23 protein-coding genes are annotated in these 22,237 nt (G+C 52.2%); 10 read left to right on the top strand and 13 right to left on the bottom strand.

From position 1 onward, the window contains the following. Positions 1 to 2 precede the first annotated feature (2 nt). A complete protein-coding gene (spfP, locus tag OTG14_RS23875) occupies positions 3 to 50 on the top strand; it encodes a small protein SpfP (protein ID WP_071892919.1) in 48 nt (15 codons plus the stop codon). Between the two features lie 97 nt (positions 51 to 147). Here the strand turns inward: spfP and yihA are convergent, their stop codons facing one another. Beyond that, positions 148 to 777, bottom strand: coding sequence for a ribosome biogenesis GTP-binding protein YihA/YsxC (yihA, locus tag OTG14_RS23175; protein WP_023309768.1), 630 nt, complete (start codon positions 775 to 777; stop codon positions 148 to 150). A gap of 577 nt (positions 778 to 1,354) precedes the next feature. On the opposite strand from yihA, the gene yihI reads away from it, so the two are divergent. Continuing rightward, positions 1,355 to 1,870, top strand: coding sequence for a Der GTPase-activating protein YihI (gene yihI / locus OTG14_RS23170; RefSeq protein WP_014885763.1), 516 nt, complete (start codon positions 1,355 to 1,357; stop codon positions 1,868 to 1,870). Between the two features lie 188 nt (positions 1,871 to 2,058). After that, complete coding sequence (gene hemN, locus OTG14_RS23165) at positions 2,059 to 3,432, top strand: oxygen-independent coproporphyrinogen III oxidase (RefSeq protein ID WP_267215802.1); 1,374 nt, start codon at positions 2,059 to 2,061, stop codon at positions 3,430 to 3,432. A gap of 100 nt (positions 3,433 to 3,532) precedes the next feature. Here the strand turns inward: hemN and OTG14_RS23160 are convergent, their stop codons facing one another. The 4 genes from OTG14_RS23160 to glnA all read right to left on the bottom strand — a co-directional run bounded on the left by OTG14_RS23160 (position 3,533) and on the right by glnA (position 7,806). Continuing rightward, complete coding sequence (locus OTG14_RS23160; RefSeq protein ID WP_267215805.1) at positions 3,533 to 3,643, bottom strand: YshB family small membrane protein; 111 nt, start codon at positions 3,641 to 3,643, stop codon at positions 3,533 to 3,535. 110 nt (positions 3,644 to 3,753) lie between these two features. Further along, complete coding sequence (gene glnG, locus OTG14_RS23155; RefSeq protein WP_024909218.1) at positions 3,754 to 5,166, bottom strand: nitrogen regulation protein NR(I); 1,413 nt, start codon at positions 5,164 to 5,166, stop codon at positions 3,754 to 3,756. Positions 5,167 to 5,177: 11 nt separating this feature from the next. Next, on the bottom strand, positions 5,178 to 6,227 hold the full coding sequence (gene glnL / locus OTG14_RS23150; protein ID WP_023333897.1) for a nitrogen regulation protein NR(II): 1,050 nt from the start codon (positions 6,225 to 6,227) through the stop codon (positions 5,178 to 5,180). A gap of 169 nt (positions 6,228 to 6,396) precedes the next feature. Continuing rightward, positions 6,397 to 7,806 carry a glutamate--ammonia ligase gene (gene glnA / locus OTG14_RS23145; RefSeq protein WP_024909217.1) on the bottom strand — a complete coding sequence of 470 codons (1,410 nt, stop codon included), beginning with the start codon at positions 7,804 to 7,806 and terminating at the stop codon, positions 6,397 to 6,399. Between the two features lie 378 nt (positions 7,807 to 8,184). On the opposite strand from glnA, the gene typA reads away from it, so the two are divergent. Then, complete coding sequence (gene typA, locus OTG14_RS23140; protein WP_023331638.1) at positions 8,185 to 10,008, top strand: ribosome-dependent GTPase TypA; 1,824 nt, start codon at positions 8,185 to 8,187, stop codon at positions 10,006 to 10,008. 156 nt (positions 10,009 to 10,164) lie between these two features. Here the strand turns inward: typA and OTG14_RS23135 are convergent, their stop codons facing one another. The 4 genes from OTG14_RS23135 to OTG14_RS23120 all read right to left on the bottom strand — a co-directional run bounded on the left by OTG14_RS23135 (position 10,165) and on the right by OTG14_RS23120 (position 14,681). Further along, positions 10,165 to 12,282 (bottom strand): peptidase domain-containing ABC transporter, encoded by a 2,118-nt coding sequence (locus OTG14_RS23135; RefSeq protein WP_024909216.1) that lies wholly within the window; start codon positions 12,280 to 12,282, stop codon positions 10,165 to 10,167. Next, on the bottom strand, positions 12,275 to 13,549 hold the full coding sequence (locus OTG14_RS23130) for an HlyD family secretion protein (RefSeq protein WP_157189888.1): 1,275 nt from the start codon (positions 13,547 to 13,549) through the stop codon (positions 12,275 to 12,277). Before OTG14_RS23130 ends, OTG14_RS23135 begins: the two co-directional genes overlap by 8 nt. 68 nt (positions 13,550 to 13,617) lie before the next feature. Then, positions 13,618 to 13,902: a hypothetical protein gene (locus OTG14_RS23125; RefSeq protein ID WP_023309759.1), complete on the bottom strand. Its 285-nt coding sequence runs from the start codon at positions 13,900 to 13,902 to the stop codon at positions 13,618 to 13,620. Positions 13,903 to 13,904: 2 nt separating this feature from the next. Continuing rightward, entirely contained in the window at positions 13,905 to 14,681 is a 777-nt protein-coding gene (locus tag OTG14_RS23120) for a hypothetical protein (protein ID WP_267215801.1), read from the bottom strand. A 406-nt stretch (positions 14,682 to 15,087) separates the two neighbouring features. Here OTG14_RS23120 and yihX point away from each other — a divergent pair, with 406 nt between their 5' ends. Genes yihX through fabY form a run of 4 tightly spaced genes read left to right on the top strand, consistent with a single transcriptional unit; the run spans position 15,088 to position 17,982 of the window. Next, complete coding sequence (gene yihX, locus OTG14_RS23115; RefSeq protein ID WP_024909213.1) at positions 15,088 to 15,687, top strand: glucose-1-phosphatase; 600 nt, start codon at positions 15,088 to 15,090, stop codon at positions 15,685 to 15,687. After that, positions 15,681 to 16,562, top strand: a complete 882-nt coding sequence (locus tag OTG14_RS23110) for a virulence factor BrkB family protein (RefSeq protein WP_032648442.1) — start codon at positions 15,681 to 15,683, stop codon at positions 16,560 to 16,562. The genes yihX and OTG14_RS23110 overlap by 7 nt, the downstream gene beginning before the upstream one ends. Further along, positions 16,559 to 16,996: a D-aminoacyl-tRNA deacylase gene (dtd, locus tag OTG14_RS23105; protein WP_008501836.1), complete on the top strand. Its 438-nt coding sequence runs from the start codon at positions 16,559 to 16,561 to the stop codon at positions 16,994 to 16,996. The genes OTG14_RS23110 and dtd overlap by 4 nt, the downstream gene beginning before the upstream one ends. A 44-nt stretch (positions 16,997 to 17,040) precedes the next feature. Next, positions 17,041 to 17,982, top strand: coding sequence for a fatty acid biosynthesis protein FabY (gene fabY / locus OTG14_RS23100; protein WP_023309755.1), 942 nt, complete (start codon positions 17,041 to 17,043; stop codon positions 17,980 to 17,982). Between the two features lie 8 nt (positions 17,983 to 17,990). Here the strand turns inward: fabY and OTG14_RS23095 are convergent, their stop codons facing one another. Beyond that, the gene (locus OTG14_RS23095) at positions 17,991 to 18,911 is read right to left on the bottom strand and encodes an alpha/beta hydrolase (RefSeq protein ID WP_267215800.1); all 921 of its coding nucleotides are present in this window, start codon (positions 18,909 to 18,911) and stop codon (positions 17,991 to 17,993) included. A gap of 198 nt (positions 18,912 to 19,109) precedes the next feature. Between OTG14_RS23095 and OTG14_RS23090 the strand changes: the two genes are divergently transcribed. Both OTG14_RS23090 and OTG14_RS23085 read left to right on the top strand, forming a co-directional pair. Then, positions 19,110 to 19,352: a ribbon-helix-helix protein, CopG family gene (locus OTG14_RS23090; protein WP_045909092.1), complete on the top strand. Its 243-nt coding sequence runs from the start codon at positions 19,110 to 19,112 to the stop codon at positions 19,350 to 19,352. A 2-nt stretch (positions 19,353 to 19,354) separates the two neighbouring features. After that, the gene (locus OTG14_RS23085; RefSeq protein WP_032648446.1) at positions 19,355 to 19,726 is read left to right on the top strand and encodes a type II toxin-antitoxin system VapC family toxin; all 372 of its coding nucleotides are present in this window, start codon (positions 19,355 to 19,357) and stop codon (positions 19,724 to 19,726) included. Positions 19,727 to 19,765: 39 nt separating this feature from the next. Here the strand turns inward: OTG14_RS23085 and fdhE are convergent, their stop codons facing one another. Genes fdhE through fdxH form a run of 3 tightly spaced genes read right to left on the bottom strand, consistent with a single transcriptional unit; the run spans position 19,766 to position 22,226 of the window. Further along, a complete protein-coding gene (gene fdhE / locus OTG14_RS23080) occupies positions 19,766 to 20,695 on the bottom strand; it encodes a formate dehydrogenase accessory protein FdhE (protein ID WP_148769955.1) in 930 nt (309 codons plus the stop codon). Next, complete coding sequence (gene fdoI, locus OTG14_RS23075; RefSeq protein WP_008501832.1) at positions 20,692 to 21,327, bottom strand: formate dehydrogenase cytochrome b556 subunit; 636 nt, start codon at positions 21,325 to 21,327, stop codon at positions 20,692 to 20,694. Before fdoI ends, fdhE begins: the two co-directional genes overlap by 4 nt. Beyond that, positions 21,324 to 22,226 carry a formate dehydrogenase subunit beta gene (gene fdxH, locus OTG14_RS23070; protein ID WP_267215799.1) on the bottom strand — a complete coding sequence of 301 codons (903 nt, stop codon included), beginning with the start codon at positions 22,224 to 22,226 and terminating at the stop codon, positions 21,324 to 21,326. The genes fdoI and fdxH overlap by 4 nt, the downstream gene beginning before the upstream one ends. Positions 22,227 to 22,237 lie beyond the last annotated feature (11 nt).

The raw sequence follows: 22,237 nt of genomic DNA, 5'->3' as shown, positions 1-22,237 counted from the left end.
AGATGTTCTATCTTTCAGACCTTTTACTTCACGTAATCGGATTTGGCTGAATATTTTAGCCGCCCCAGTCAGTAATGACTGGGGCGTTTTTTATTGCGGCAAAGAAAAATTCAGGCAAAAAAAACGCGGCCATGGCCGCGCTCGGTATTACTCTTCTTCCGCTTCCGTCGCGGGTTCCAGCTCGCTAAACCAGGTGTCGAGCTTCTGACGCAGCTTGTCCACACCCTGCTTTTTCAGCGAGGAGAACGGCTCAACCTGCACGTCACCGTTGAACGCCAGCACCGCTTCGCGAACCATATTCACCTGCGCTTTGCGCGCGCCGCTTGCCAGCTTATCGGCTTTCGTCAGCAGCACCAGCACGGCGATATCGCTTGCCACAGCCCAGTCGATCATCTGCTGATCCAGATCTTTCAGGGGATGGCGAATATCCATCAGCACCACCAGACCTTTCAGGCACAGGCGTTTTTCCAGGTATTCCCCCAGCGCACGCTGCCACTTGATTTTCATCTCTTCCGGTACCTGCGCGTAACCGTAGCCCGGTAAGTCGACCAGGCGTTTGCCCTCTGCGACTTCAAACAGGTTGATGAGCTGGGTACGGCCAGGTGTTTTTGAGGTACGCGCCAGGCTCTTCTGATTGGTCAGCGTATTCAGGGCGCTGGACTTCCCCGCATTGGAGCGGCCAGCAAAGGCCACTTCAATACCGGTATCAGAAGGGAGGTGGCGAATATCGGGCGCACTGGTGACAAAATGCGTCTGTTGGTAGTTCCAGGTAGTCACGTGGTCGTCTCCAAAATCGTAATCTGAGGGGGATTATACCTGAATGCAGGCAAAAGGCTTTTCTGATTGCCAGGACTTGTAGGCGAATGCCCCAACCGGTGTGAGAGATCGGCCAGAGATGCTATGGGAGATTTCAGAGAATTCGCAGGCGTCAAAAAAGCCAAACTGTTTTAAATCATAAGCTTATTTTCGGGTAATTGTCTGAAAATCCCTTTTTGTACCGTTTCGTTGCTTGTTAGTTTAACGGAACAAGGTAAAGTGTGCGTCAGGGCGAGGAAGCCAACAGGATATCGACTTAAGGATTAGGGTCAGGAGCGCCAGGAGGCGAAGACGCAGGATTGTCAGGATGACCAGCGCCTGGAGGCGTTTAAACAGGAAAGGGAACCGTATCACGGACGGTATTAGCCAAGGGATAAACAGGGTTTGTTGTTGGCAAACACGGAATGTCTGACCCGCTAAGGGTTGTGAGTCAGGAAAAAAGGCGACAGATTGCTCTGTCGCCTTTTTTCTTTGCTTGCTTTCTGCTAGATTTCGCCGCAATTCTATACTGAAGAAAACGACTTAAAGATAAAACATCATGAAAAAACCAACCTCCGCTGCGGGCGCGAAACGCCCTGCAAAAGCACGCCGCAAAACGCGCGAAGAACTGAACCAGGAAGCGCGCGATCGCAAACGCGACAAAAAACATCGCGGTCATGCTGCGGGTAGCCGTGCCAACGGTGGTGGTGCAGCGGGCGCTTCTGCAAAAGGCAAACAGCAGAAAGATCCTCGTATCGGCAGTAAAACTCCCATTCCACTGGGCGTGACAGACACCCCGGTCACTAAGCAGCACAAACCAAAGAGCGAGAAACCTATGCTTTCACCGCAGGCTGAGCTGGATTTGCTGGAGAACGATGAGCGCCTGGACGCGCTGCTGGAACGTCTTGAAGAGGGTGAAACCCTGACCGCCGAAGAGCAGTCATGGGTGGATGCCAAACTGGATCGCATCGACGAGCTGATGCAGAAGCTGGGCCTGTCTTACGATGACGAAGACGACGAAGAAGAAGACGAAAAGCAGGAAGATATGATGCGTCTTCTGAAGGGTGGAAACTAACATTTGCACCCGGCAGGCACGATAGTCCTGCTTATAACCCTTCCGGTTATATGTTATCTGGTGTGGTTATTCGTTAAACTACGGCGGTTGTCGCGGCGACAGAAGTGGCTGCGCACCCGAGTGATGGCCCGCGATGGGGCCAGAACGGGCCGCCGTATACGAACGCGACACCAACGGAAGGAGTGAGCATGTCAGCACCAACTATCGACTGGGATTTGGCCCTAATCCAGAAATATAACTATTCCGGGCCGCGTTATACGTCATACCCCACCGCGCTGGAGTTCTCCGATGCCTTCGGAGAGCGTGATTTCCAGCAGGCTGTCGCGCGCTATCCTGAGCGTCCGCTGTCTCTCTACGTCCATATTCCGTTCTGCCATAAGCTGTGTTACTTCTGCGGCTGCAATAAAATCGTGACCCGTCAGCAGCATAAAGCCGACCAGTACCTTGATGCGCTCGAACAAGAAATTGTGCATCGCGCGCCGCTGTTTGCTGGCCGTCACGTCAGCCAGCTTCACTGGGGCGGCGGTACGCCAACCTATCTGAATAAAGCGCAAATAAGCCGCCTGATGACCCTGCTGCGCGGCAATTTCAGTTTTAACGCCGACGCTGAAATCTCGATCGAAGTCGATCCGCGTGAAATTGAGCTGGATGTACTGGATCACTTACGCGCCGAAGGCTTCAATCGTCTGAGCATGGGCGTGCAGGATTTCAATAAAGAGGTTCAGCGTCTGGTGAATCGCGAGCAGGACGAAGAATTTATCTTTGCCTTACTCAATCACGCGCGTGAGATTGGCTTCACCTCGACCAATATTGACCTGATTTACGGCCTGCCAAAGCAAACGCCGGAAAGCTTCGCCTTCACCCTGAAGCGCGTGGCCGAACTCAACCCGGACCGCCTGAGCGTCTTTAACTACGCGCATCTGCCGACGCTGTTTGCTGCCCAGCGCAAAATCAAAGATGCCGATCTGCCTTCTGCCCAGCAGAAGCTGGATATCCTGCAGGAAACGATCACCTCGCTGACCGAAACCGGCTATCAGTTTATCGGGATGGATCACTTTGCCCGTCCGGATGACGAACTGGCGGTAGCTCAGCGCGAAGGGGTCCTGCACCGCAACTTCCAGGGCTACACGACCCAGGGCGATACCGATTTGCTGGGAATGGGCGTCTCCGCCATCAGCATGATTGGCGACTGCTACGCGCAAAACCAGAAAGAACTGAAGCTGTATTACCAGCAGGTTGATGAGACGGGCAACGCGCTGTGGCGCGGCATTGCATTAACGCGCGACGACTGTATCCGCCGCGATGTGATTAAGGCGCTTATCTGCAACTTCCGTCTCGATTTCAGCGACGTGGAAGCGCATTGGGAGCTGAACTTCAGCGATTATTTCGCAGAAGACCTGAAGCTTCTGGCGCCGCTGGCGAAAGATGGGCTGGTGGATGTGTCGGAGAGCGCGATTGAGGTCACGCCGAAAGGGCGTCTGTTGATCCGTAATATCTGCATGTGCTTCGACGCGTATCTGCGCCAGAAAGCGCGTATGCAGCAGTTCTCGCGGGTGATTTAAGCGGAAATGCCGGGTGGCGCTTCGCTTACCCGGCCTACATTTCACGCTTTTGTAGGCCGGGTAAGGCGAAGCCGCCACCCGGCTTTTCATTGATAGCTCGTTAGCTAAACAGCCCAACCAGCGCCGCACACAACATAGCCGCAACGGCGGTTTGTGACGTGTGGCTTTCAGCGGCTCCGCTAGAGAGCATATTCACGATTGTTTCCAGCATGATGTTCACCCCCAATTTCCGGGCACGATCATACAAAACTCATCGGAACAGTAAAGCGCAAAATAACGGCGATTTGCGCTCAATTAATAACCTTTACACTTCGGGGACGATCACTCCATTCCCAGCTCTTTAAGCTTGCGCGTCAGGGTATTACGTCCCCATCCCAACAGGCGAGCGGCTTCCTGCTTGTGACCCTGCGTATGACGAAGCGCGGTAGTTAACAGCGTACGCTCCATCTCTGGCTGAGCTTCAGACAGCAGGTTTTGATGACCGGAACGCAACGCGCGGTCGGCCCACTGCGCCAGCAGCGTCGCCCAGCTGTCCGGCAGCGCGTGCCCGGTAGTGCTTTCAGGCGCGGTCGCTTCAAACAGCTCAGCGGGTAAATCCTGAATCAGCACTTCCTGCCCGGCGGCCATCACGGTTAACCAACGGCAGGTGTTTTCCAGCTGACGCACGTTGCCCGGCCACGCCAGGCGCGTCAGAGCGGCATCGGTTTCCGGGTGAAGCTGCTTGGCTTCCACACCCAGCTCGCGGGCGGCTACCTGCAGGAAATGGCGCGCCAGGCGGGGAATATCTTCCCGACGCTCACGCAGCGGCGGCAGATGAACGCGAATGACGTTCAGGCGATGGAATAAATCCTCACGGAATTTCCCTTCCTGCACGCGTTGCTCCAGGTTCTGGTGGGTCGCGGCAATAATGCGCACGTCTACCTTCACCGGCGCATAGCCGCCCACGCGGTAAAACTGTCCGTCGGCCAGCACGCGCAGCAGGCGGGTCTGGACATCCAGCGGCATATCGCCAATTTCGTCCAGGAACAGCGTGCCACCGTCAGCCTGTTCGAAACGCCCCTGACGAATGGTATTAGCGCCGGTAAATGCCCCTTTTTCATGGCCGAACAGTTCGGACTCAATCAAATCCTTCGGGATCGCCGCCATATTCAGAGCGATAAACGGCGCTTTTGCCCGCGGGCTATGGCGATGCAATGCATGCGCCACAAGCTCTTTACCGGTTCCCGATTCGCCGTTAATCAAGACGCTGATGGACGAGCGGGACAGACGACCGATAATGCGAAACACGTCCTGCATCGCCGGCGCTTCGCCGATGATGTCTGTCGTTGGCCCAAAATCGGGCGCGTGGCGCGGCTGTTGCTGCTCCTGATAATGGCTAATCGCGCGCTCAACCAGCGCCACCGCTTCGTCAATATCAAACGGTTTGGGCAGGTAATCGAACGCCCCTTGCTGGTAGGCGCTCACTGCGGCATCCAGATCGGAGTGAGCGGTCATTATGATGACCGGAAGCATAGGGTGGCGTTGTTTGATCTGCTTTAACAGCGCCAGCCCGTCCATGCCCGGCATACGAATATCCGAAAGCAGAACATCCGGCGTTTTGGTGGTGAGTGCATCGAGCACTTCGCTGCCGCTCTCAAACGTCGTGCAGCTTAATCCTGCCCCTGTGAGCGCGCGTTCAAGCACCCAACGGATGGAGCTATCGTCATCGACTACCCAGACTATCCCTCGTTGCATAAACGTCACCTTTATTTTTTAATCGGCAGGAAAACCGAAAACTCGGTATGTCCCGGCCAACTGGTAAATTCAATTTTCCCGGAGTGTTGATCGATCAAACTGCGGGCAATGGATAAGCCCAGGCCGGTCCCGCCTTCGCGACCGCTTACCATCGGGTAGAACAGGGTATCCTGCAGATGCGATGGAATGCCGGGTCCGTTATCCTCAACGTCGATTCGGGCCGCCAGCCGGTAGCGCACGCCATGTAACGTGAGCTGGAAGGCGGTGCGGGTGCGTAAAATAATCTCCCCCCCTTCAGGCCCCAGCGCCTGCAGGGCATTACGCACAATATTCAACAGGACCTGCTCAATCTGATCCGGATCATGGGCCAGTTCCGGCAGGCTTGGGTCGTAATCACGTACCAGCGTGACGTTCTCCGGCAGCTCCATTGAGACGAGCTTCACCACCCGTTCAGCCACTTTATGGATGCTTTCAGTGACGTGCATGCCCGGCTGCTGCGGACCAAGAAGACGGTCTACCAGATTTCGCAGACGGTCCGCCTGCTCAATGATGACGTTGGTGTACTCCGCCAGCGCGGGATCGGGGAGTGCCTTGGTCAGAAGCTGCGCCGCGCCGCGTAATCCACCCAACGGGTTTTTGATTTCATGCGCCAGACCGCGCACCAGGTCACGGGCGGCAATTTGCTGCGCATGCTGAAGCTGCTCCTGGCTCAGTCGACGCTGATTATCCATCGGCGCCATTTCCAGCAGGATCATCCCATCGGGAAGACGCTGCGCGGTCAGCGACAGAATGTGCGAGCGTCCGTCGATCACCAGCGTCACTTCGTTATCGGTAAACCCCTGGCCAGCCTGCAAACTTTCCTGCATCAGGCCAATATTCAGCGAAAAATAGCTCAGGAGTTCAGGAAGCGGGGTGCCGAACAGTTTACGTGCGCTTTGGGCGAGCAGCTGCTGCGCCGCCGGGTTGGCGTAATGAACGGCCAGCTCGTCATCGACCAGCAAAATGCTGTTAATCAAAGAATTGAGGATCTGCCCAGCATCGGGCAGCGTGCCAGTTGCCATTCAGCAGTCTCCTGGAGTTGTTGCACTGTTTTAGTGCAGTATAGCGTTTTCGGCGTAAATAGCGCGTGAGATCAGGTTGTTGGTGGAGAAAAAAGCCCATCCGGAGATGGGCTAAAAGTTTCCACGGCAACTACCCCCGGCGCTTGTCACGCCGGGTAAAACAACTTTATTAAACGCTGTAGTACAGCTCGAACTCAACCGGGTGTGGCGTCATACGCACACGGTCGTTCTCTTCAATACGCAGGGCGATGTAAGCGTCAATCGCTTCATCAGTGAACACACCACCCGCAGTCAGGAACTCGCGGTCTGCGTCCAGCGCCTGCAGGGCTTCTTCCAGAGAGCCAGCAACCTGTGGGATCTCTTTCGCTTCTTCTGGCGGCAGGTCGTACAGGTTTTTGTCCATCGCTTCGCCCGGGTGGATCTTATTCTTAATACCGTCCAGACCGGCCATCAGCAGTGCTGCGAAGCACAGGTATGGGTTAGCCGCTGGATCCGGGAAGCGCACTTCGATACGACGTGCTTTAGGAGACGCCACCACCGGAATACGGATAGAAGCAGAACGGTTACGTGCAGAGTAGGCCAGCATCACTGGCGCTTCGTAGCCCGGGACCAGACGCTTGTAGGAGTTAGTGGTTGGGTTCGCCAGGGCGTTGATCGCTTTAGCGTGTTTGATAACACCACCGATGTAGTGCAGCGCCTGCTCGGACAGACCGGCATATTTGTCGCCAGAGAACAGGTTGGTACCGTTCTTGGACAGAGACATGTGGCAGTGCATACCGGAACCGTTATCGCCAAACATTGGTTTTGGCATGAAGGTCGCGGTTTTACCGAAACGGTGCGCAACGTTGTGCACAACGTATTTGTAAATCTGAATCTCATCCGCTTTCTTGGTCATGGTGTTAAAGCGGGTAGCGATTTCGTTCTGGCCAGCAGTCGCCACTTCGTGGTGGTGCGCTTCAACAACCAGGCCCATCTCTTCCATGATCATACACATGGTAGAACGGATGTCCTGTGAAGAATCGACCGGAGGAACCGGGAAGTAACCGCCTTTCACGCCAGGACGGTGACCTTTGTTACCACCTTCGTATTTGGTGGAAGAGTTCCATGCACCTTCGATGTCATCGATAGCCACGTGGGAACCAGAAATTGAAGCGCCGAAACGGATGTCGTCAAACAGGAAGAACTCTGGCTCTGGTCCGAACAGAACGGTGTCTGCGATGCCGGTAGAACGCAGGTACTCTTCAGCACGTTTTGCGATAGAACGTGGGTCACGGTCGTAGCCCTGCAGCGTGCCTGGCTCGAGGATGTCGCAACGGATGATCAGGGTTGGTTCTTCGAAGAACGGGTCAATGAGCGCAGTGGTCGCGTCCGGCATCAGAACCATGTCGGATTCGTTAATGCCTTTCCAGCCACCAATGGAGGAGCCGTCAAACATTTTGCCTTCTTCGAAGAATTCGGCGTTCACCTGATGAGCAGGGATTGTGACGTGCTGTTCTTTACCTTTGGTATCGGTGAAGCGCAGATCAACAAACTTCACTTCATGTTCGTTCAGCATCGTCAAAACGTGTTCAGCGGACATACTTAACTCTCCAGATTGGTCATTGTCGTCGTGGTAACGAGGTCTTCAATTTCTGTTTGTACTGGCTGGTGCCATGTATTTTTTATAAAGCGAAATCTGTGCCAACTTTTAAAACACCCCAAAAAGGCGTTATCATGCGCACCATAGTGCAAAAGGGCTGCACCACGATGGATTTGTTGCACCAGTATAGTGCTTCAATGTGAACATTGAGCACCATATTGGTGCAATTTACGTTAAAGAGCCCTTTTACCGCTCCGTGAAAGCGATCACAAAGCATCCCTGCATGACTTGTTTGCGGGGGATGTTTGTGATCCTGTTTTGTAGTGCGATTAATCCGTGTACAATAACGCGCTATTTCTAAATGCCTGAGGCAAAGTTGTGATCGAAAATTTGCGTAACATCGCCATCATCGCGCACGTAGACCATGGTAAAACTACCCTGGTTGACAAGCTGCTGCAGCAATCCGGTACGTTTGATGCGCGTGCCGAAACCCAAGAACGCGTGATGGACTCCAACGATTTGGAGAAAGAGCGTGGGATTACCATCCTCGCGAAAAACACCGCGATTAAATGGAATGACTACCGTATCAACATCGTTGATACCCCAGGGCACGCCGACTTCGGTGGTGAAGTTGAACGTGTAATGTCCATGGTAGACTCCGTTCTGCTGGTCGTTGACGCAATGGATGGCCCAATGCCACAGACGCGCTTCGTGACCAAAAAAGCTTTTGCCCATGGTCTGAAGCCAATCGTTGTTATCAACAAAGTTGACCGCCCTGGCGCGCGTCCTGACTGGGTTGTTGACCAGGTCTTCGACCTGTTCGTTAACCTCGACGCGACCGACGAGCAGCTGGACTTCCCTATCGTTTACGCCTCTGCGCTGAACGGTATCGCAGGTCTGGACCACGAAGACATGGCTGAAGACATGACCCCGCTGTATCAGGCGATTGTTGACCGTGTTCCTGCGCCAAACGTCGATCTTGACGGTACCCTGCAGATGCAGATCTCTCAGCTCGACTACAACAACTACGTTGGCGTAATCGGCATTGGTCGTATCAAGCGCGGTAAAGTGAAGCCTAACCAGCAGGTTACTATCATCGATAGTGAAGGCAAAACCCGTAACGGTAAAGTTGGTAAAGTGCTGACTCACCTGGGTCTTGAGCGTATCGAGAGCGACATCGCTGAAGCGGGCGACATTATCGCTATCACCGGTCTGGGTGAACTGAACATCTCCGACACCATCTGCGATCCGCAGAACGTCGAAGCGCTGCCAGCCCTGTCCGTTGATGAACCAACCGTATCCATGTTCTTCAACGTCAACACCTCTCCGTTCTGTGGTAAAGAAGGTAAGTTCGTTACCTCTCGTCAGATCCTTGACCGCCTGAACAAAGAGCTGGTGCACAACGTTGCGCTGCGCGTTGAAGAAACCGAAGACGCTGATGCATTCCGCGTTTCGGGTCGTGGTGAGCTGCACCTGTCTGTTCTGATCGAAAACATGCGTCGTGAAGGTTTCGAAATGGCGGTTTCCCGTCCGAAAGTAATCTTCCGCGAAATCGACGGCCGTAAACAAGAGCCGTTCGAAAACGTGACGCTGGACGTTGAAGAGCAGCACCAGGGTTCTGTGATGCAGGCTCTGGGTGAGCGTAAAGGCGACCTGAAAAACATGAATCCAGATGGCAAAGGCCGCGTACGTCTCGACTACGTGATCCCAAGCCGTGGCCTGATCGGCTTCCGTTCAGAGTTCATGACCATGACCTCTGGTACCGGCCTGCTGTACTCCACCTTCAGCCACTACGACGACGTTCGTCCGGGCGAAGTGGGCCAGCGTAACAACGGCGTACTGATCTCCAACGGTCAGGGTAAAGCGGTTGCGTTTGCGCTGTTCGGTCTGCAGGATCGCGGTAAGCTGTTCCTGGGTCACGGTGCTGAAGTTTATGAAGGCCAGATCATCGGTATTCACAGTCGTTCTAACGACCTGACCGTAAACTGCCTGACCGGTAAGAAACTGACCAACATGCGTGCGTCCGGTACTGACGAAGCAACGGTTCTGGTTCCACCGATCAAGATGACTCTGGAGCAGGCTCTGGAATTCATCGATGATGACGAACTGGTAGAAGTGACTCCACAGTCAATTCGTATCCGTAAACGTCACCTGACCGAGAACGATCGTAAACGTGCTATGCGCGGTGCGAAAGAAGACTAATACGGTCAATCTATAGGCCGGGTAAGCGCACGCGCCACCCGGCAGGTAAAAAGCCGCTGATCCCTCAGCGGCTTTTTTATTCGATGATCGCCAGAATTCTTCATTACCCGGGGACGTTATGTCCCAACGCTATCTTTTTCCTGCGAAATTCACGGATTAGGGTAACTCTGCTCCATTTATCACGAACACCCGATCTGCCGATGAAATCGTGGTTTCGCGATGCGCGATAATAATCCTCGTAATGTTCATCGCCTGTATAGACTGATTGACCTGACTTTCACTGGTTTTATCAAGGTGGCTGGTCGCCTCGTCCATGAATAAAATACCCGGTTTACGGTATAATGCCCGGGCAATATAAATCCGCTGTTTTTGACCGCCGGACAACCCTTCCCCAAGTTCACCAATCAGTGTCTCGTAACCCATTGGTAGCTTTAAAATGTCATTATGAATATGGCTTGCGATAGCGCATTGCACCATCCACTGCTCGTCAATGTCAGGCCGAAAACCGGCTATATTCTCTTTGATTGAGCCTGAAAACAGCTTATCTTCCTGCATGATACAGGCAATGCGTTCAGCATAATGCTCGAAACCAAGTTGCTTAATATCAATGCCATTAATTCGGACGCAGCCGTTCGACGGTTCGAATAAACCGCACAACACTTTCATCAAGGTGCTTTTACCTGAACCCGATACGCCCGTAATAGCAATACTCTCTCCGGCATGAATGGTCAGATTCAGTTTGCTGAAGATAGGGTCCGCATGGTTATCATAACGGTAAGTCAGATCCTGAGTTTCGAGCGTTAAGGCTCCGTGTGGTAAACGCAGCGGGCTGGTGGCCGTTGAAGAAGATGCTTCCTGCAGCGCAATATCGGCAACGCGTTCATTGTGTAAGTTGATGATCTTCAGCTGAATGATAAAGTTGATCAGGGCATTTATTCGGTCATAGAACTGACTCCTGAAGGTGTTAAATGCGATAAACATACCGATGGTTAAATGACTATCCATCATCAGCCTGCCGCTAACCCACAGGATAACAATTTGGTCGCAGGCGGCGATAAAAGAGACGACGCCACCAAAGAAAAGATCCATTCGCGTCAAACGAATGCCTGTATTGACCTTATCTGAAAAAAGATTAAACCAGTTATTGATTCTCAGGTCAGTCATCCCCTGAATCTTAATCGTCGCGATACCGTACAGGGTTTCCATAAAATAAGAATTAAGGCGTGCTTCCTTGATTAACTCTTCTTCGGATAGCTGGCGATAGTATCGATAGGTAGCAAACCGAATGAAGGTGTATATTGCGGTAAAAGAGACCACTATCATGCTGAGCTGCAGGTTGTATAAAAACATCATTACCAGCAAACCCATGAGCATTAGCGTATCAATAATGCTACCAGTCAAACCTGTGGTAAAAGTGGCCCGTATAACATCAAGCGAGTGGAAGCGAGACTGAATGTCCCCCAGTTTGCGTCTTTCAAAATAGGTGGTCGGTAGCTTAATAAGGTGAGAAAAGAGGCTAAAACTCCACTGGACGTCGATGAGTGTTCCCAGTATCAGCGTGGTCCAGGAGCGTATGACACTGACCGTCAAACGTAACAGAATCAGAATAAACAACCCAAGACAGATGATATTAAGTAAACCGTAATCTCCGGATGCAATCACATTATCCGTGACTAATTGTGTCCCCACTGGCATTAGCAGGCTGATCAACTCAATCACCAGCGATAAGAAAAATACCTTCGTCAGTGAAGTTATCAGTCCATTGATATTCTTTAATAACGTGGTCGCTTTTAACCTGTTTTGCTTCTTTTGAACTGAGAAAGTGGTTCCCGGCCATACCTCAAGCACAACACCAGTAAAATGTTGGGACAATTCGGGCATGCTAATCACCCGTCGTCCAAACGCAGGGTCGTGGATCACCGCGCTGTTCTTATCGACCTTAATCAGTACGACAAAATGGTTAAAATCCCAATGCAATATGCAGGGCTTACGCACGTCATGTAATTCCTGAAGGTCCACGGACAATGCGCGTGACGACATCTCCAGTTCACTGGCAATTGCTTTTATCGCATTGAGGTTGACCCCACGTGATGACAAATTGAATTGTTGCCGGAGTTGCAGTAGATCCACCTGCTTGCCATAAAAACTGCATATCATTGAAAGACAGGCCAGGCCACATTCGGACGCTTCGGTTTGAAAGACAACTGGGATGCGTTTAAATATTTTCAGATCCAACTTGCGCAGCAGCGTCTCAAGTGTATAAAGATTATTCATTACCTGCGTCCGTTACGCTCATTTTCATTTCGTAAAATGGCGATAATAACCACTCATAGATATGTCTCTTTTCAAGGAAAAGAGAAATCTGCGCTTTGGCTCCCTGGCTCAGTGAGAGTTGTTTTCCATGAACTTGCACAGACTGTAGGTCAGGTTTGATCATGATTTTGTACCAGGACTTTTTATCGTCATAGAATTCATGTGCGATGGTCTGCTTTGACAGGAGTTCTGGCTTCGATGCCGGAAGCCTGGATATTGCTGATATTGATGCCCTGAACTGACCAAATTTTTCATAAGGAAAGGCGTCGTAACTAACATTAACGCGCTGGCCAATCGCCAGATAAGGAAGAACTTCATCCGGAACCCAGGTTTCGAGATAGCATGGAGAATGGATATTCTGCTGAACTCGCGCCAGTACATCGCCTGCGCCGATCATCTTACCTTGCGCCGTATTGATGGAGTCGATTAAGCCATCGGCTGTTGCCACGATGACATAATTACCTTCCGCTTCTGTATTTAACTTTTCTTTTTGCAGTTCGTATATTTTTTGCTCAAGCTGGTAAATCTGTTGGTCATAATCAGCGCTCTGGGACTGGATTTGCTGATTGAGCGCATCGATCTGAACCTGGTCCTGTGATTTTCTGGCGACCAGGTCAGAAACATTGCTCTGCTGTTGGTAGAGTAGTGCGTTTTGGCTACTCATCTGGTCTTTGGTGACCAGACCTTTTTCCTGATAACCACGGTAATCGTTAACGTTCTTCTCAATCTGATGCAGTTCCCGCTCAGCCTGCACCAGTAGCCCAGATGAGGTATTAAAACTGGACTGATAATGATCTTTTTGAGTCGTCAGCGCGTTGAGCGTACGGTTTTTCGAAGAGTTCAAATTTGCCATCATTACGCTGATACTCTTTATCTGTAGCGCGATCTCCTTTTTTTTATTCTCATCAACCAGGCCTGATTGCGTCGATACACCCGAATGAATGAGAAAGAGAGCATCACCTTTTTTTACGCGATCGCCTTCATTAACAAAACTCTGCACGACTGTACCCTGCATTGATGCAGAGATATTCACTGAGCCAGGGAAAGTGGTTATTTCACCGTGAACGATGACGCGACGGGTGTAGGAACCTTTGGTAATAAAAATAGAAATGGAAGCAATAAAAAAAATGCTGAGCAATATGATAAGAGCAAAAGGGATGCCCGGCAGAAGAACAGCTTTCCCTTCCCACCGTGTACTCTGATATTCAATAGCTTCCTTGCGAAACATATCTGGCCTCCTGCGGGGTGGAAATAGCCGCCAAATATCAGCGGCTATGAGTTATAATGGTTCAGGAATTAATGTCTACCGTGATCATTACCCTGGCGGCCACCGCCACTTTTCGAACCACCATTACCTTTTGATGAACCACCGCTTTTACCACCAACGTTAACCGAGCAACCACCGCTAAAGGATGTGCTTTCAGAGTGAGAACCATCTTTGTTAGTGGTGCTGGTGTGAGAATAGCTGCCATTACAACCAGCGCTACCACCACCGAACATCCCACCAATCGCACTACCGATAGAACCCCACATTCCTGCACCGCTGACGTTACTTAATTCACTTTCATTGAGTTCACGCATTATTAATTTTCCTTGCAATAGTGAGCAAAAGGTATACCCATAATATCCATAGACTTTTTCCATACCATTTCACCATCCGTGAATGAAATGTTTTTTACGCCAAAACGCGTAAAATCCTTTTCGCTGTACGTCGACAGACCTGTGTCTGGATCACCAATATTTTCTTTTTGCCCGCAAAGTGGCATCATCCATGACACATTTATATCTTTGTAGAATGCTTTATCCGTTTTTCTTATTTCTGAGAAAATGCGATCTGTTATCGTTGTGTCTGTATTGATTTCTCCGTTAACCGTAGTTGTTAACTTATTGTCATCAGAATTAGGCGACCCATGGAAACCAATAATCGAACCATAGTTGATGATTTTGTTTTTTGCCGCTGGGAAAAGATAGTTAGCACAGGAAGAAAGGCATAATCGCCTGACCTCAATGTTAATTTCTTTATCATGAATAATTCGTGCTATATTGATTGCAGTTTCGACATCGCCGCCACCACTGTTTATCGATATTGTTCTGACAGGGATAAGGTTTTTTTTGATAAGTCCCACAATGATTTTGTCATCATCTTTGGATATGTTTCCGTCGATATATAACGTATCAAAAACGAGGTGGGTTGAAGATTTTGGTTCAAGCCCTTGCTTCACAATTAATTGGCTAGAGAGTTGATATAAAATATCTCTGCTGGCTTTTTTAAATTGGTAGGCATTGTATGAATAAATAGCGAATGCGCAGAGTATTGCTATTAATACGGCACTGAGGACGTATCCCTTTTTAATCTTCACGAAAGTGCAGCTCCATATGTAAAGTAATGTAAACTTATCATTATAAAAAAGAAGATAAATAGAGTATTTGTATCTAAATGTAAATTTAAGTAAAGTAAACTTGTTGCAATTTCTCGCAAAGCCGCGAGAAATGGGATTGCCATGGAAAAAACTGGGGGAATATGGTGATGAGAAAAAGCTTATGGAAGCGTTTTTCTATAATTTTTTGCAAAATGAACTAAAACGTATATCTTCGCAAAAACGCACTTAAATAAAACTCATCCCAGCCTATCGCCCGAAAGCCAATATCATCTTCCCGGGCTAAATTTTTGTTCTTCATACTGCTCCCTCTCAGCTGAATCTCGTGCATAGCCAAACTTTATCTTTCCCGCTACAGTTACCTCTCCACGGCGAGCAGGAGATAACCATGCTTTATATCTTTGATTTAGGAAACGTAATCGTCGATATCGATTTTAATCGCGTGCTGGGTGCGTGGAGCGACTTTAGCCGCGTTCCGCTGGCGACACTGAAGCAGAATTTCGCGATGGGCGAGACCTTCCATCAGCATGAGCGGGGCGAGATCAGTGATGAGGAATTCGCGGAACGTTTCTGTCAGGAGATGGATCTACCGTTAAGCTACGAGCAGTTTTCCCACGGCTGGCAGGCGGTATTTGTCGCCATTCGGCCTGAGGTGATAGACATCATGCACAAACTGCGCGAGCAGGGGCATCGGGTCGTTGTGCTATCAAATACCAACCGTCTGCACACGACGTTCTGGCCTGAGGAATACCCTGAAGTTAAGGCGGCGGCAGATAAGATCTATCTTTCGCAGGAGATGGGTATGCGTAAGCCTGAAGCGCGAATTTACCAGGCTGTTCTGCAGTCAGAGGGATTCACCGCGGCCGATGCGGTCTTTTTCGATGACAACGCCGATAATATAGAGGGAGCTAATCAGTTGGGTATCACGTCAATTCTGGTGACCGGAAAAGAGACGATACCAAACTACTTCGCGAAGCAGCTATGCTAAAAACCGTTCATCAAAAAGCCACGCACCATACTCGCCCGCTGCGGGCCTGGCTGAAACTGCTCTGGCACCGTATTGATGAGGACAATATGACCACGCTGGCGGGTAACCTCGCCTACGTGTCGTTGCTCTCATTAGTACCGCTGGTGGCGGTTATCTTTGCCCTGTTTTCCGCCTTTCCGATGTTTGCGGACGTCAGCCTGCAGCTTCGTCATTTTGTCTTCGCGAATTTCATTCCTGCAACCGGGGATGTCATCCAGAACTACATTGAGCAGTTTGTCGCCAATTCCAGCAAGATGACGGCAGTGGGGGCATGCGGGCTTATCGTCACCGCGCTGCTGTTGATGTACGCCATCGATAACGCGCTGAACACGATCTGGCGGAGCAAAAAAGCGCGGCCAAAGGTCTATTCCTTTGCCGTGTACTGGATGATCCTCACGCTGGGGCCGCTGCTGGCCGGGGCGAGCCTGGCGATCAGTTCGTATCTCCTTTCCTTGCGCTGGGCGAGTGATTTAAACGGCGTAATTGATAATGCGCTTCGCATCTTTCCGTTGATCCTGTCGTGGCTCTCGTTCTGGCTGCTCTATAGCGTCGTACCGACCACCCGCGTGCCTAACCGTGATGCTGTCGTGGGGGCGCTGGTGGCGGCGTTGCTCTTTGAGCTCGGTAAGAAAGGGTTTGCCCTCTACATCACCATGTTTCCGTCCTATCAGCTGATTTACGGCGTGCTGGCGGTGATCCCCATTTTGTTTGTCTGGGTCTACTGGACCTGGTGTATCGTCTTGCTTGGTGCTGAAATAACTGTCACTCTCGGTGTATACCGCGAACTTAAAAAAGCAGCAGCAGCTGAAAAACAACAAGAAGCAGACCAACCATGATTGCATTGATACAGCGCGTAACCCGTGCCAGCGTCACCGTGGAGGGAGAGGTGACGGGTGAAATTGGCCCAGGACTTTTGGTGTTGTTAGGTGTCGAAAAGGATGACGACGAACAAAAAGCCAACCGCTTATGTGAGCGCGTGCTGGGCTACCGTATTTTCAGCGATGCGGAAGGCAAGATGAACCTGAACGTCCAGCAGGCGGGCGGCAGCGTGCTGGTAGTTTCCCAGTTTACGCTGGCAGCGGATACCGAGCGCGGCATGCGCCCGAGCTTCTCTAAAGGCGCCGCGCCGGATCGTGCAGAAGCACTTTACGAGTACTTTGTTGAGCGTTGTCGCCAGCAGGAAATGAATACGCAAACCGGACGATTCGCTGCAGATATGCAGGTGTCGCTGGTGAACGATGGCCCCGTCACATTCTGGCTCCAGGTATGAGCATACTGGCGGCGTGGCCGCGGGTAACAAGAGAGAGTACAGCTATGTATCACCTTCGAGTACCGCAAACGGAAGAAGAGTTAGACGCTTATTACCAGTTCCGCTGGGAAATGCTGCGCAAGCCACTGCATCAGCCAAAAGGCTCTGAACGCGACGCCTGGGACGCGATGGCCCACCATCAGATGGTGATGGACGAAGAGGGTAACCTCGTCGCCGTCGGGCGTTTGTATATCAACGCCGATAACGAAGCGTCTATTCGCTTTATGGCGGTTCATCCCTCCGTGCAGGACAAAGGTCTGGGGACGCTAATGGCGATGACCCTGGAGTCCGTCGCCCGTCAGGAAGGCGTTAAGCGCGTCACCTGTAGCGCCCGCGAAGATGCCGTAGAATTCTTTGCCAAACTTGGTTTTGTGAATCAGGGGGAGATCACGACCCCGCAAACCACGCCGATTCGTCATTTTTTGATGATCAAACCCATCGCCACGCTGGACGATATTCTGCATCGCGCCGACTGGTGCGGACAGCTCCAGCAGGCCTGGTATCAGCACATTCCGCTCAGTGAAAAAATGGGCGTGCGTATTCAGCAGTACACCGGACAAAAATTTATTACCACCATGCCGGAAACCGGCAATCAGAACCCGCACCACACGCTGTTTGCCGGCAGCCTGTTCTCACTGGCCACGCTCACCGGCTGGGGGCTGATCTGGCTGATGCTGCGCGAGCGCCATCTGGGTGGCACCATCATTCTGGCCGATGCTCACATCCGCTATAGCGCACCGATCAGCGGCAAGCCGAGCGCGGTGGCCGATCTGGGGTCACTGGGCGGCGATCTGGACCGTCTGGCACGTGGCCGCAAGGCTCGCGTCCAAATGCAGGTTGAACTGTTTGGCGATAAAACACCGGGCGCGGTGTTTGAAGGCACCTATATCGTTCTTCCGGCGAAGCCTTTTGGCGCGTATGAAGAGGGTGGGAACGAGGAGGAGTAATCTCCTGTTCACGCTCCCCGGGCGTGCTGAATCCGCCCGGCGATATCCCGCATAACATCTCGCGCTGACTGGCTGATGCCGCCAAGCTGAAAGAAGCCATGGATGACGCCCAGCCAGCGCTGAGCGGTACACTTCACACCCTGCTCAGTCAGATGCTGATACAACATTTCTCCCTCATCGCACAGCGGATCGTACTCTGCGGTAATAATGTGCACTGGCGGAAGCCCGTAAAAATCATCGCGCCACAGCGGGCTCGCTTCGGGATGCTGACGGTCAGTCTCTGCGAGATACATTTCATACCCGCTGAGCAGAGTATCCCGGGTGATAACGTAATCCGTGCCATTGAGGGCATAGCTTTCAAAACTGGCGGTGGCGTCGAGCATGGGGTAGATAAGAATAAGCTGTGCGGGTTTCCATCGCCCTTTCGCGTTGAGCCGCAATGACGTTACCAGCGCAAGATGTCCCCCTGCGCTGTCTCCGCAAAGGGTGAGCTGGTTCCTGTCGACGCCTAATTTGTCCGCATATTGCCATACCAGTTCCGCACCTCTTTCCGCATCGTCATGCGCGGCGGGGAAGGTATGCTCCGGCGCCAGCCTGTACTGGATCGCAATCACCCGACAATTGCTGTAGCAGGCTAACTGACGAAGTTGGTTGTCATGGGTATCAAAGCCGCCGCTGATAAAGCATCCGCCGTGATAGTAGATGGTTGCAGGCAATATTTCAGGTGCATTGAGAGGTGAAAATACCCGAATGGTAAGACCCTCAAGAACAAGCGTCTCCACCTGAACGCGCGTTTCGGTCTCCCCGGCAAGCCCCGTGCTGGCAATATAGCCTGCTCGTCGCACTTCAATGCTCTGGCGACGTGACGAGGGCCGACCCGCAGCGATAAATCCCTGAACCAGTTGTGCAATACCCTGTTCCAGCACCATTAAAATTCCCTTTTACTGTATGGATGAACAGTTTTATAGCCTGGTTTGATTCAAAAGAAAACAAGAATATTGTTGCGGATAACAATCTGGAAAGCAGCCCGCAAACAGAAGGCAAACTATTGGCTGGGGCTTTAACCCTACTGAGAGAAAGTGTATGTTGCCTTGAAAATAGACAATAATGATATACTGAGGTGATATATGAGTTTACTGGCGGAGCTTAACATGGGCAGAATTCTGATCGATTTGTCGGATGACGTTATTCAACGTCTCGATAACCTCAAGCAGCTGCGCAACCAACCTCGTGCCGAATTACTGCGTGAAGCAATTGAGCAGTATCTCGATCAGCAAAGCTCATCCGTTATCCGTGATGCGCTTGGTTTGTGGGGGAACCAGCAAGAAGACGGTTTAGAGTATGAACGCAAGCTGCGTGAGGAGTGGTAGCTATGGAACACATGGCGGTTTTTGATACCAATATCCTGATCGACCTTTTCAACAATCGCGTCGAGGCAGCAAATACGATCGAAAACACAGCGTCGCACCGGTCAATCAGTCTAATCACATGGATGGAAGTCATGGTGGGGGCACGCAAACATGGCCACGAAGCGAAAACAGCGTCGGTAATGGGCGCATTTGAGATTATCGATGTAACCCGAGAGATCGCTGAAAGAAGCGTCGTGCTCCGTGAGAAGCATGGCATGAAACTGCCGGATGCCATTATTTTAGCGACTGCCCAAAGCAGAAATTGCCCGTTAATCACCCGGAATACTAAAGACTTTCAGGGCATTCCTGGGGTTGTTTCACCGTACCAGCTGTAGGCCGGGCAAGCACGCGCTGCCCGGCACTGTCACAGGGAATTACTCCCCTTCACCCGGGAACAGGAACGGGTTGATCGAGCTGCGGGCAAAGCCCTCCTGCTCCATCTTCGCGTCCAGAATCAGCGAGGCAAGATCGTCGGCCACCGCTTCGACTTTCGGGTCTTTTTCCTGATACAGAATCTTCAGGTAAGTGCCGCAGTCGCCGCAGCTTTCGGCTTTCACCGCCGCGTCTTCATTTTCCAGCGACCAGTAGTTCAGATCGCGGGTCTGCTCGCAGTTGCTGCACTTGATGCGCACCACGTGCCACTCGGTTTCACACAGGTTGCAGTGCAGGTAGCGCAGCCCCTGCGTGGTGCCGATTTGCACCATGCTCGATACCGGCATGGAGCCGCAGACCGGGCAGAACTGGCGCGCTTCGCCGTATTCTGCGCGCGCTTTGCCCGGGATCAGGCTTGCCATTTGCGCCCAGTAGAGCGACAGGGCAGCCCAGATAAACGGCGCTTTATCGCTGCTCACCAGCGAGAAGTCAGAGGCAAACAGCGCGCTTGCCATCTCTTCCAGCTCTTGTTCGGACGCTTTTTCCAGATTCTCAATGACCGACAGCGCGGTACCGCTCATCTCGGGCTTCAGCTCGGCAATCAGCGAATGCAGCAGCTTCTGCCAGTGCTTGTCGCGCGGCAGGACGTGAATGTCCAGCGGCGGCTTGCCCTGCGCGTTGGCTTCTTTGATGCGCGCGGTCAGGTCCATTTGCAGGGGATGGTCGTACAGCACCACTTCCTGCGCGTGGGCGACCAGCGCGGCAAAGCGCAGAAAATCGCCCAGCGGGTTGTTCTCTGCCAGCTCGCGCAGACGCTCTGCGCGGCGGTTGTAGAGGTTCTTGAGTCTGGGGAATAACAACGGCGGAATATAATCCGCCGTGCGTTTCTCGCTCGACCCCAGCTCATCTTGCGGGATTATGCGAATACTCATTCAGATGACTTTTCCTGTTTCTGGCGGACTTCACGGTACCAGCGCGGGTGATGTTTCTTCGCCCACGTACTGGTTACCCATCCTTCCACCATCGCGGTAATGGTGCCTTTCACCCAAAGGGCGGCGTAGATATGCACCATGATAACCACAATTAACGCCACTGCGGCAAATGAATGCAGCATCAGCGCGAATCGGATCACCGGGATTGAGAAAGCAGGCGCAAAGTACGGACGCCAGATGATCACGCCGCTCACCAGCAACAGGACCAGGAAGATAATCGCCGCCCAGAATACGCATTTCTGGCCGAAGTTATAACGCCCGGTATCACCCACTTCCTCGTTGACGACGATCTTACGAATATTCTTCGCCCAAAAGATATCATCCCGATTGATTAGGTTATGGTGCCAGTAGCGGAAAAACATGATGATGAACGACGCGAACATGATGACGCCCACAAACGGGTGCAGGATGCGCGCCAGCTGTGGTGTCCCCATGATCTGCATCAGCCAGTTGAAGGACGGGAAGAAGAACCCCAGCCCGCTTATCGCCGCCAGCATGAAGCAGAAGGCGGTGACCCAGTGGTTGATGCGTTCCGGCGCGGTGTAGCGCACGATGGTGTCACGTTTTCTCATTTGCGCACCTCGTCTTTCTCTTCATGCAGGTTGTCGTCTTCCTCTTCCGCGCGGTTCGGACCAACGCCGACGTAGTGGAAGATGCTCGCTGCGAAGGTGGCAGCAAAGCCCACCGCTGCCAGCGGTTTCCAGATGCCTTTCCAGAACTTCACGGTAGCGCTGATTTCCGGGTTCTCCGGCAGGCCGTGATACAGGTTCGGCTTATCGGCGTGGTGCAGCACGTACATCACGTGCGTACCGCCAACCCCGGCCGGATCGTACAGGCCCGCGTTGTCGTAACCACGGGTCTTCAGCTCGCCCACGCGTTCTGCCGCCAGCGTTTTCATATCCTCTTTGGAGCCAAATTGGATCGCGCCGGTTGGGCAGGTCTTCACGCATGCAGGCTCCTGGCCGACGGTAACGCGGTCCACGCACAGGGTGCATTTGTAGACGCGGTTGTCTTCCGGGTTCAGGCGCGGTACGTCGAACGGACAGCCCGCGATGCAGTAGCCGCAGCCGATGCACTGTTCGGACTGGAAGTCGACGATGCCGTTGGCATACTGAATGATAGCCCCTTCTGACGGACATGCCTTCAGGCAGCCCGGATCCGCACAGTGCATACAGCCGTCTTTGCGGATAAGCCATTCCAGTTTGTCGTTCTGCTCCACTTCCGAGAAACGCATCACCGTCCAGGACTTGGCGGTCAGGTCCGCCGGGTTGTCGTACACCCCGACGTTGTGACCCACTTCGTCACGCAGATCGTTCCACTCTGAACACGCCACCTGACAGGCTTTACAGCCGATACAGGTGGTCACGTCGATAAGCTTCGCCACTTCCTGCTGGTGGTCCCGTGCCTGAGGCGCGGGCGTGAAACCATTAGTCGCGGAACGACGGATAATGTCTTGAGATTGATAAGCCATAAGTCGTCTCC

The organism is Enterobacter pseudoroggenkampii (assembly GCF_026420145.1).
Lineage (GTDB): Bacteria > Pseudomonadota > Gammaproteobacteria > Enterobacterales > Enterobacteriaceae > Enterobacter > Enterobacter pseudoroggenkampii.
Note: the sequence above shows the minus strand (reverse complement) of the source record. Positions and strands in the feature narration are given on the sequence as shown.

Bases quoted from the DNA above. Each gene is read 5' to 3' on its own strand.
- OTG14_RS23085 (WP_032648446.1), top strand. From the start codon at position 19,355: ATGGAACACATGGCGGTTTTTGATACCAATATCCTGATCGACCTTTTC.
- fdoI (WP_008501832.1), bottom strand. From the start codon at position 21,327: ATGAGAAAACGTGACACCATCGTGCGCTACACCGCGCCGGAACGCATC.
- OTG14_RS23125 (WP_023309759.1), bottom strand. From the start codon at position 13,902: ATGCGTGAACTCAATGAAAGTGAATTAAGTAACGTCAGCGGTGCAGGA.
- OTG14_RS23130 (WP_157189888.1), bottom strand. From the start codon at position 13,549: ATGTTTCGCAAGGAAGCTATTGAATATCAGAGTACACGGTGGGAAGGG.
- fabY (WP_023309755.1), top strand. From the start codon at position 17,041: ATGTATCACCTTCGAGTACCGCAAACGGAAGAAGAGTTAGACGCTTAT.
- OTG14_RS23135 (WP_024909216.1), bottom strand. From the start codon at position 12,282: ATGAATAATCTTTATACACTTGAGACGCTGCTGCGCAAGTTGGATCTG.
- glnA (WP_024909217.1), bottom strand. From the start codon at position 7,806: ATGTCCGCTGAACACGTTTTGACGATGCTGAACGAACATGAAGTGAAG.
- yihX (WP_024909213.1), top strand. From the start codon at position 15,088: ATGCTTTATATCTTTGATTTAGGAAACGTAATCGTCGATATCGATTTT.
- dtd (WP_008501836.1), top strand. From the start codon at position 16,559: ATGATTGCATTGATACAGCGCGTAACCCGTGCCAGCGTCACCGTGGAG.
- hemN (WP_267215802.1), top strand. From the start codon at position 2,059: ATGTCAGCACCAACTATCGACTGGGATTTGGCCCTAATCCAGAAATAT.
- OTG14_RS23160 (WP_267215805.1), bottom strand. From the start codon at position 3,643: ATGCTGGAAACAATCGTGAATATGCTCTCTAGCGGAGCCGCTGAAAGC.
- OTG14_RS23090 (WP_045909092.1), top strand. From the start codon at position 19,110: ATGAGTTTACTGGCGGAGCTTAACATGGGCAGAATTCTGATCGATTTG.
- OTG14_RS23095 (WP_267215800.1), bottom strand. From the start codon at position 18,911: ATGGTGCTGGAACAGGGTATTGCACAACTGGTTCAGGGATTTATCGCT.
- glnG (WP_024909218.1), bottom strand. From the start codon at position 5,166: ATGCAACGAGGGATAGTCTGGGTAGTCGATGACGATAGCTCCATCCGT.
- glnL (WP_023333897.1), bottom strand. From the start codon at position 6,227: ATGGCAACTGGCACGCTGCCCGATGCTGGGCAGATCCTCAATTCTTTG.
- fdhE (WP_148769955.1), bottom strand. From the start codon at position 20,695: ATGAGTATTCGCATAATCCCGCAAGATGAGCTGGGGTCGAGCGAGAAA.
- fdxH (WP_267215799.1), bottom strand. From the start codon at position 22,226: ATGGCTTATCAATCTCAAGACATTATCCGTCGTTCCGCGACTAATGGT.
- OTG14_RS23110 (WP_032648442.1), top strand. From the start codon at position 15,681: ATGCTAAAAACCGTTCATCAAAAAGCCACGCACCATACTCGCCCGCTG.
- yihI (WP_014885763.1), top strand. From the start codon at position 1,355: ATGAAAAAACCAACCTCCGCTGCGGGCGCGAAACGCCCTGCAAAAGCA.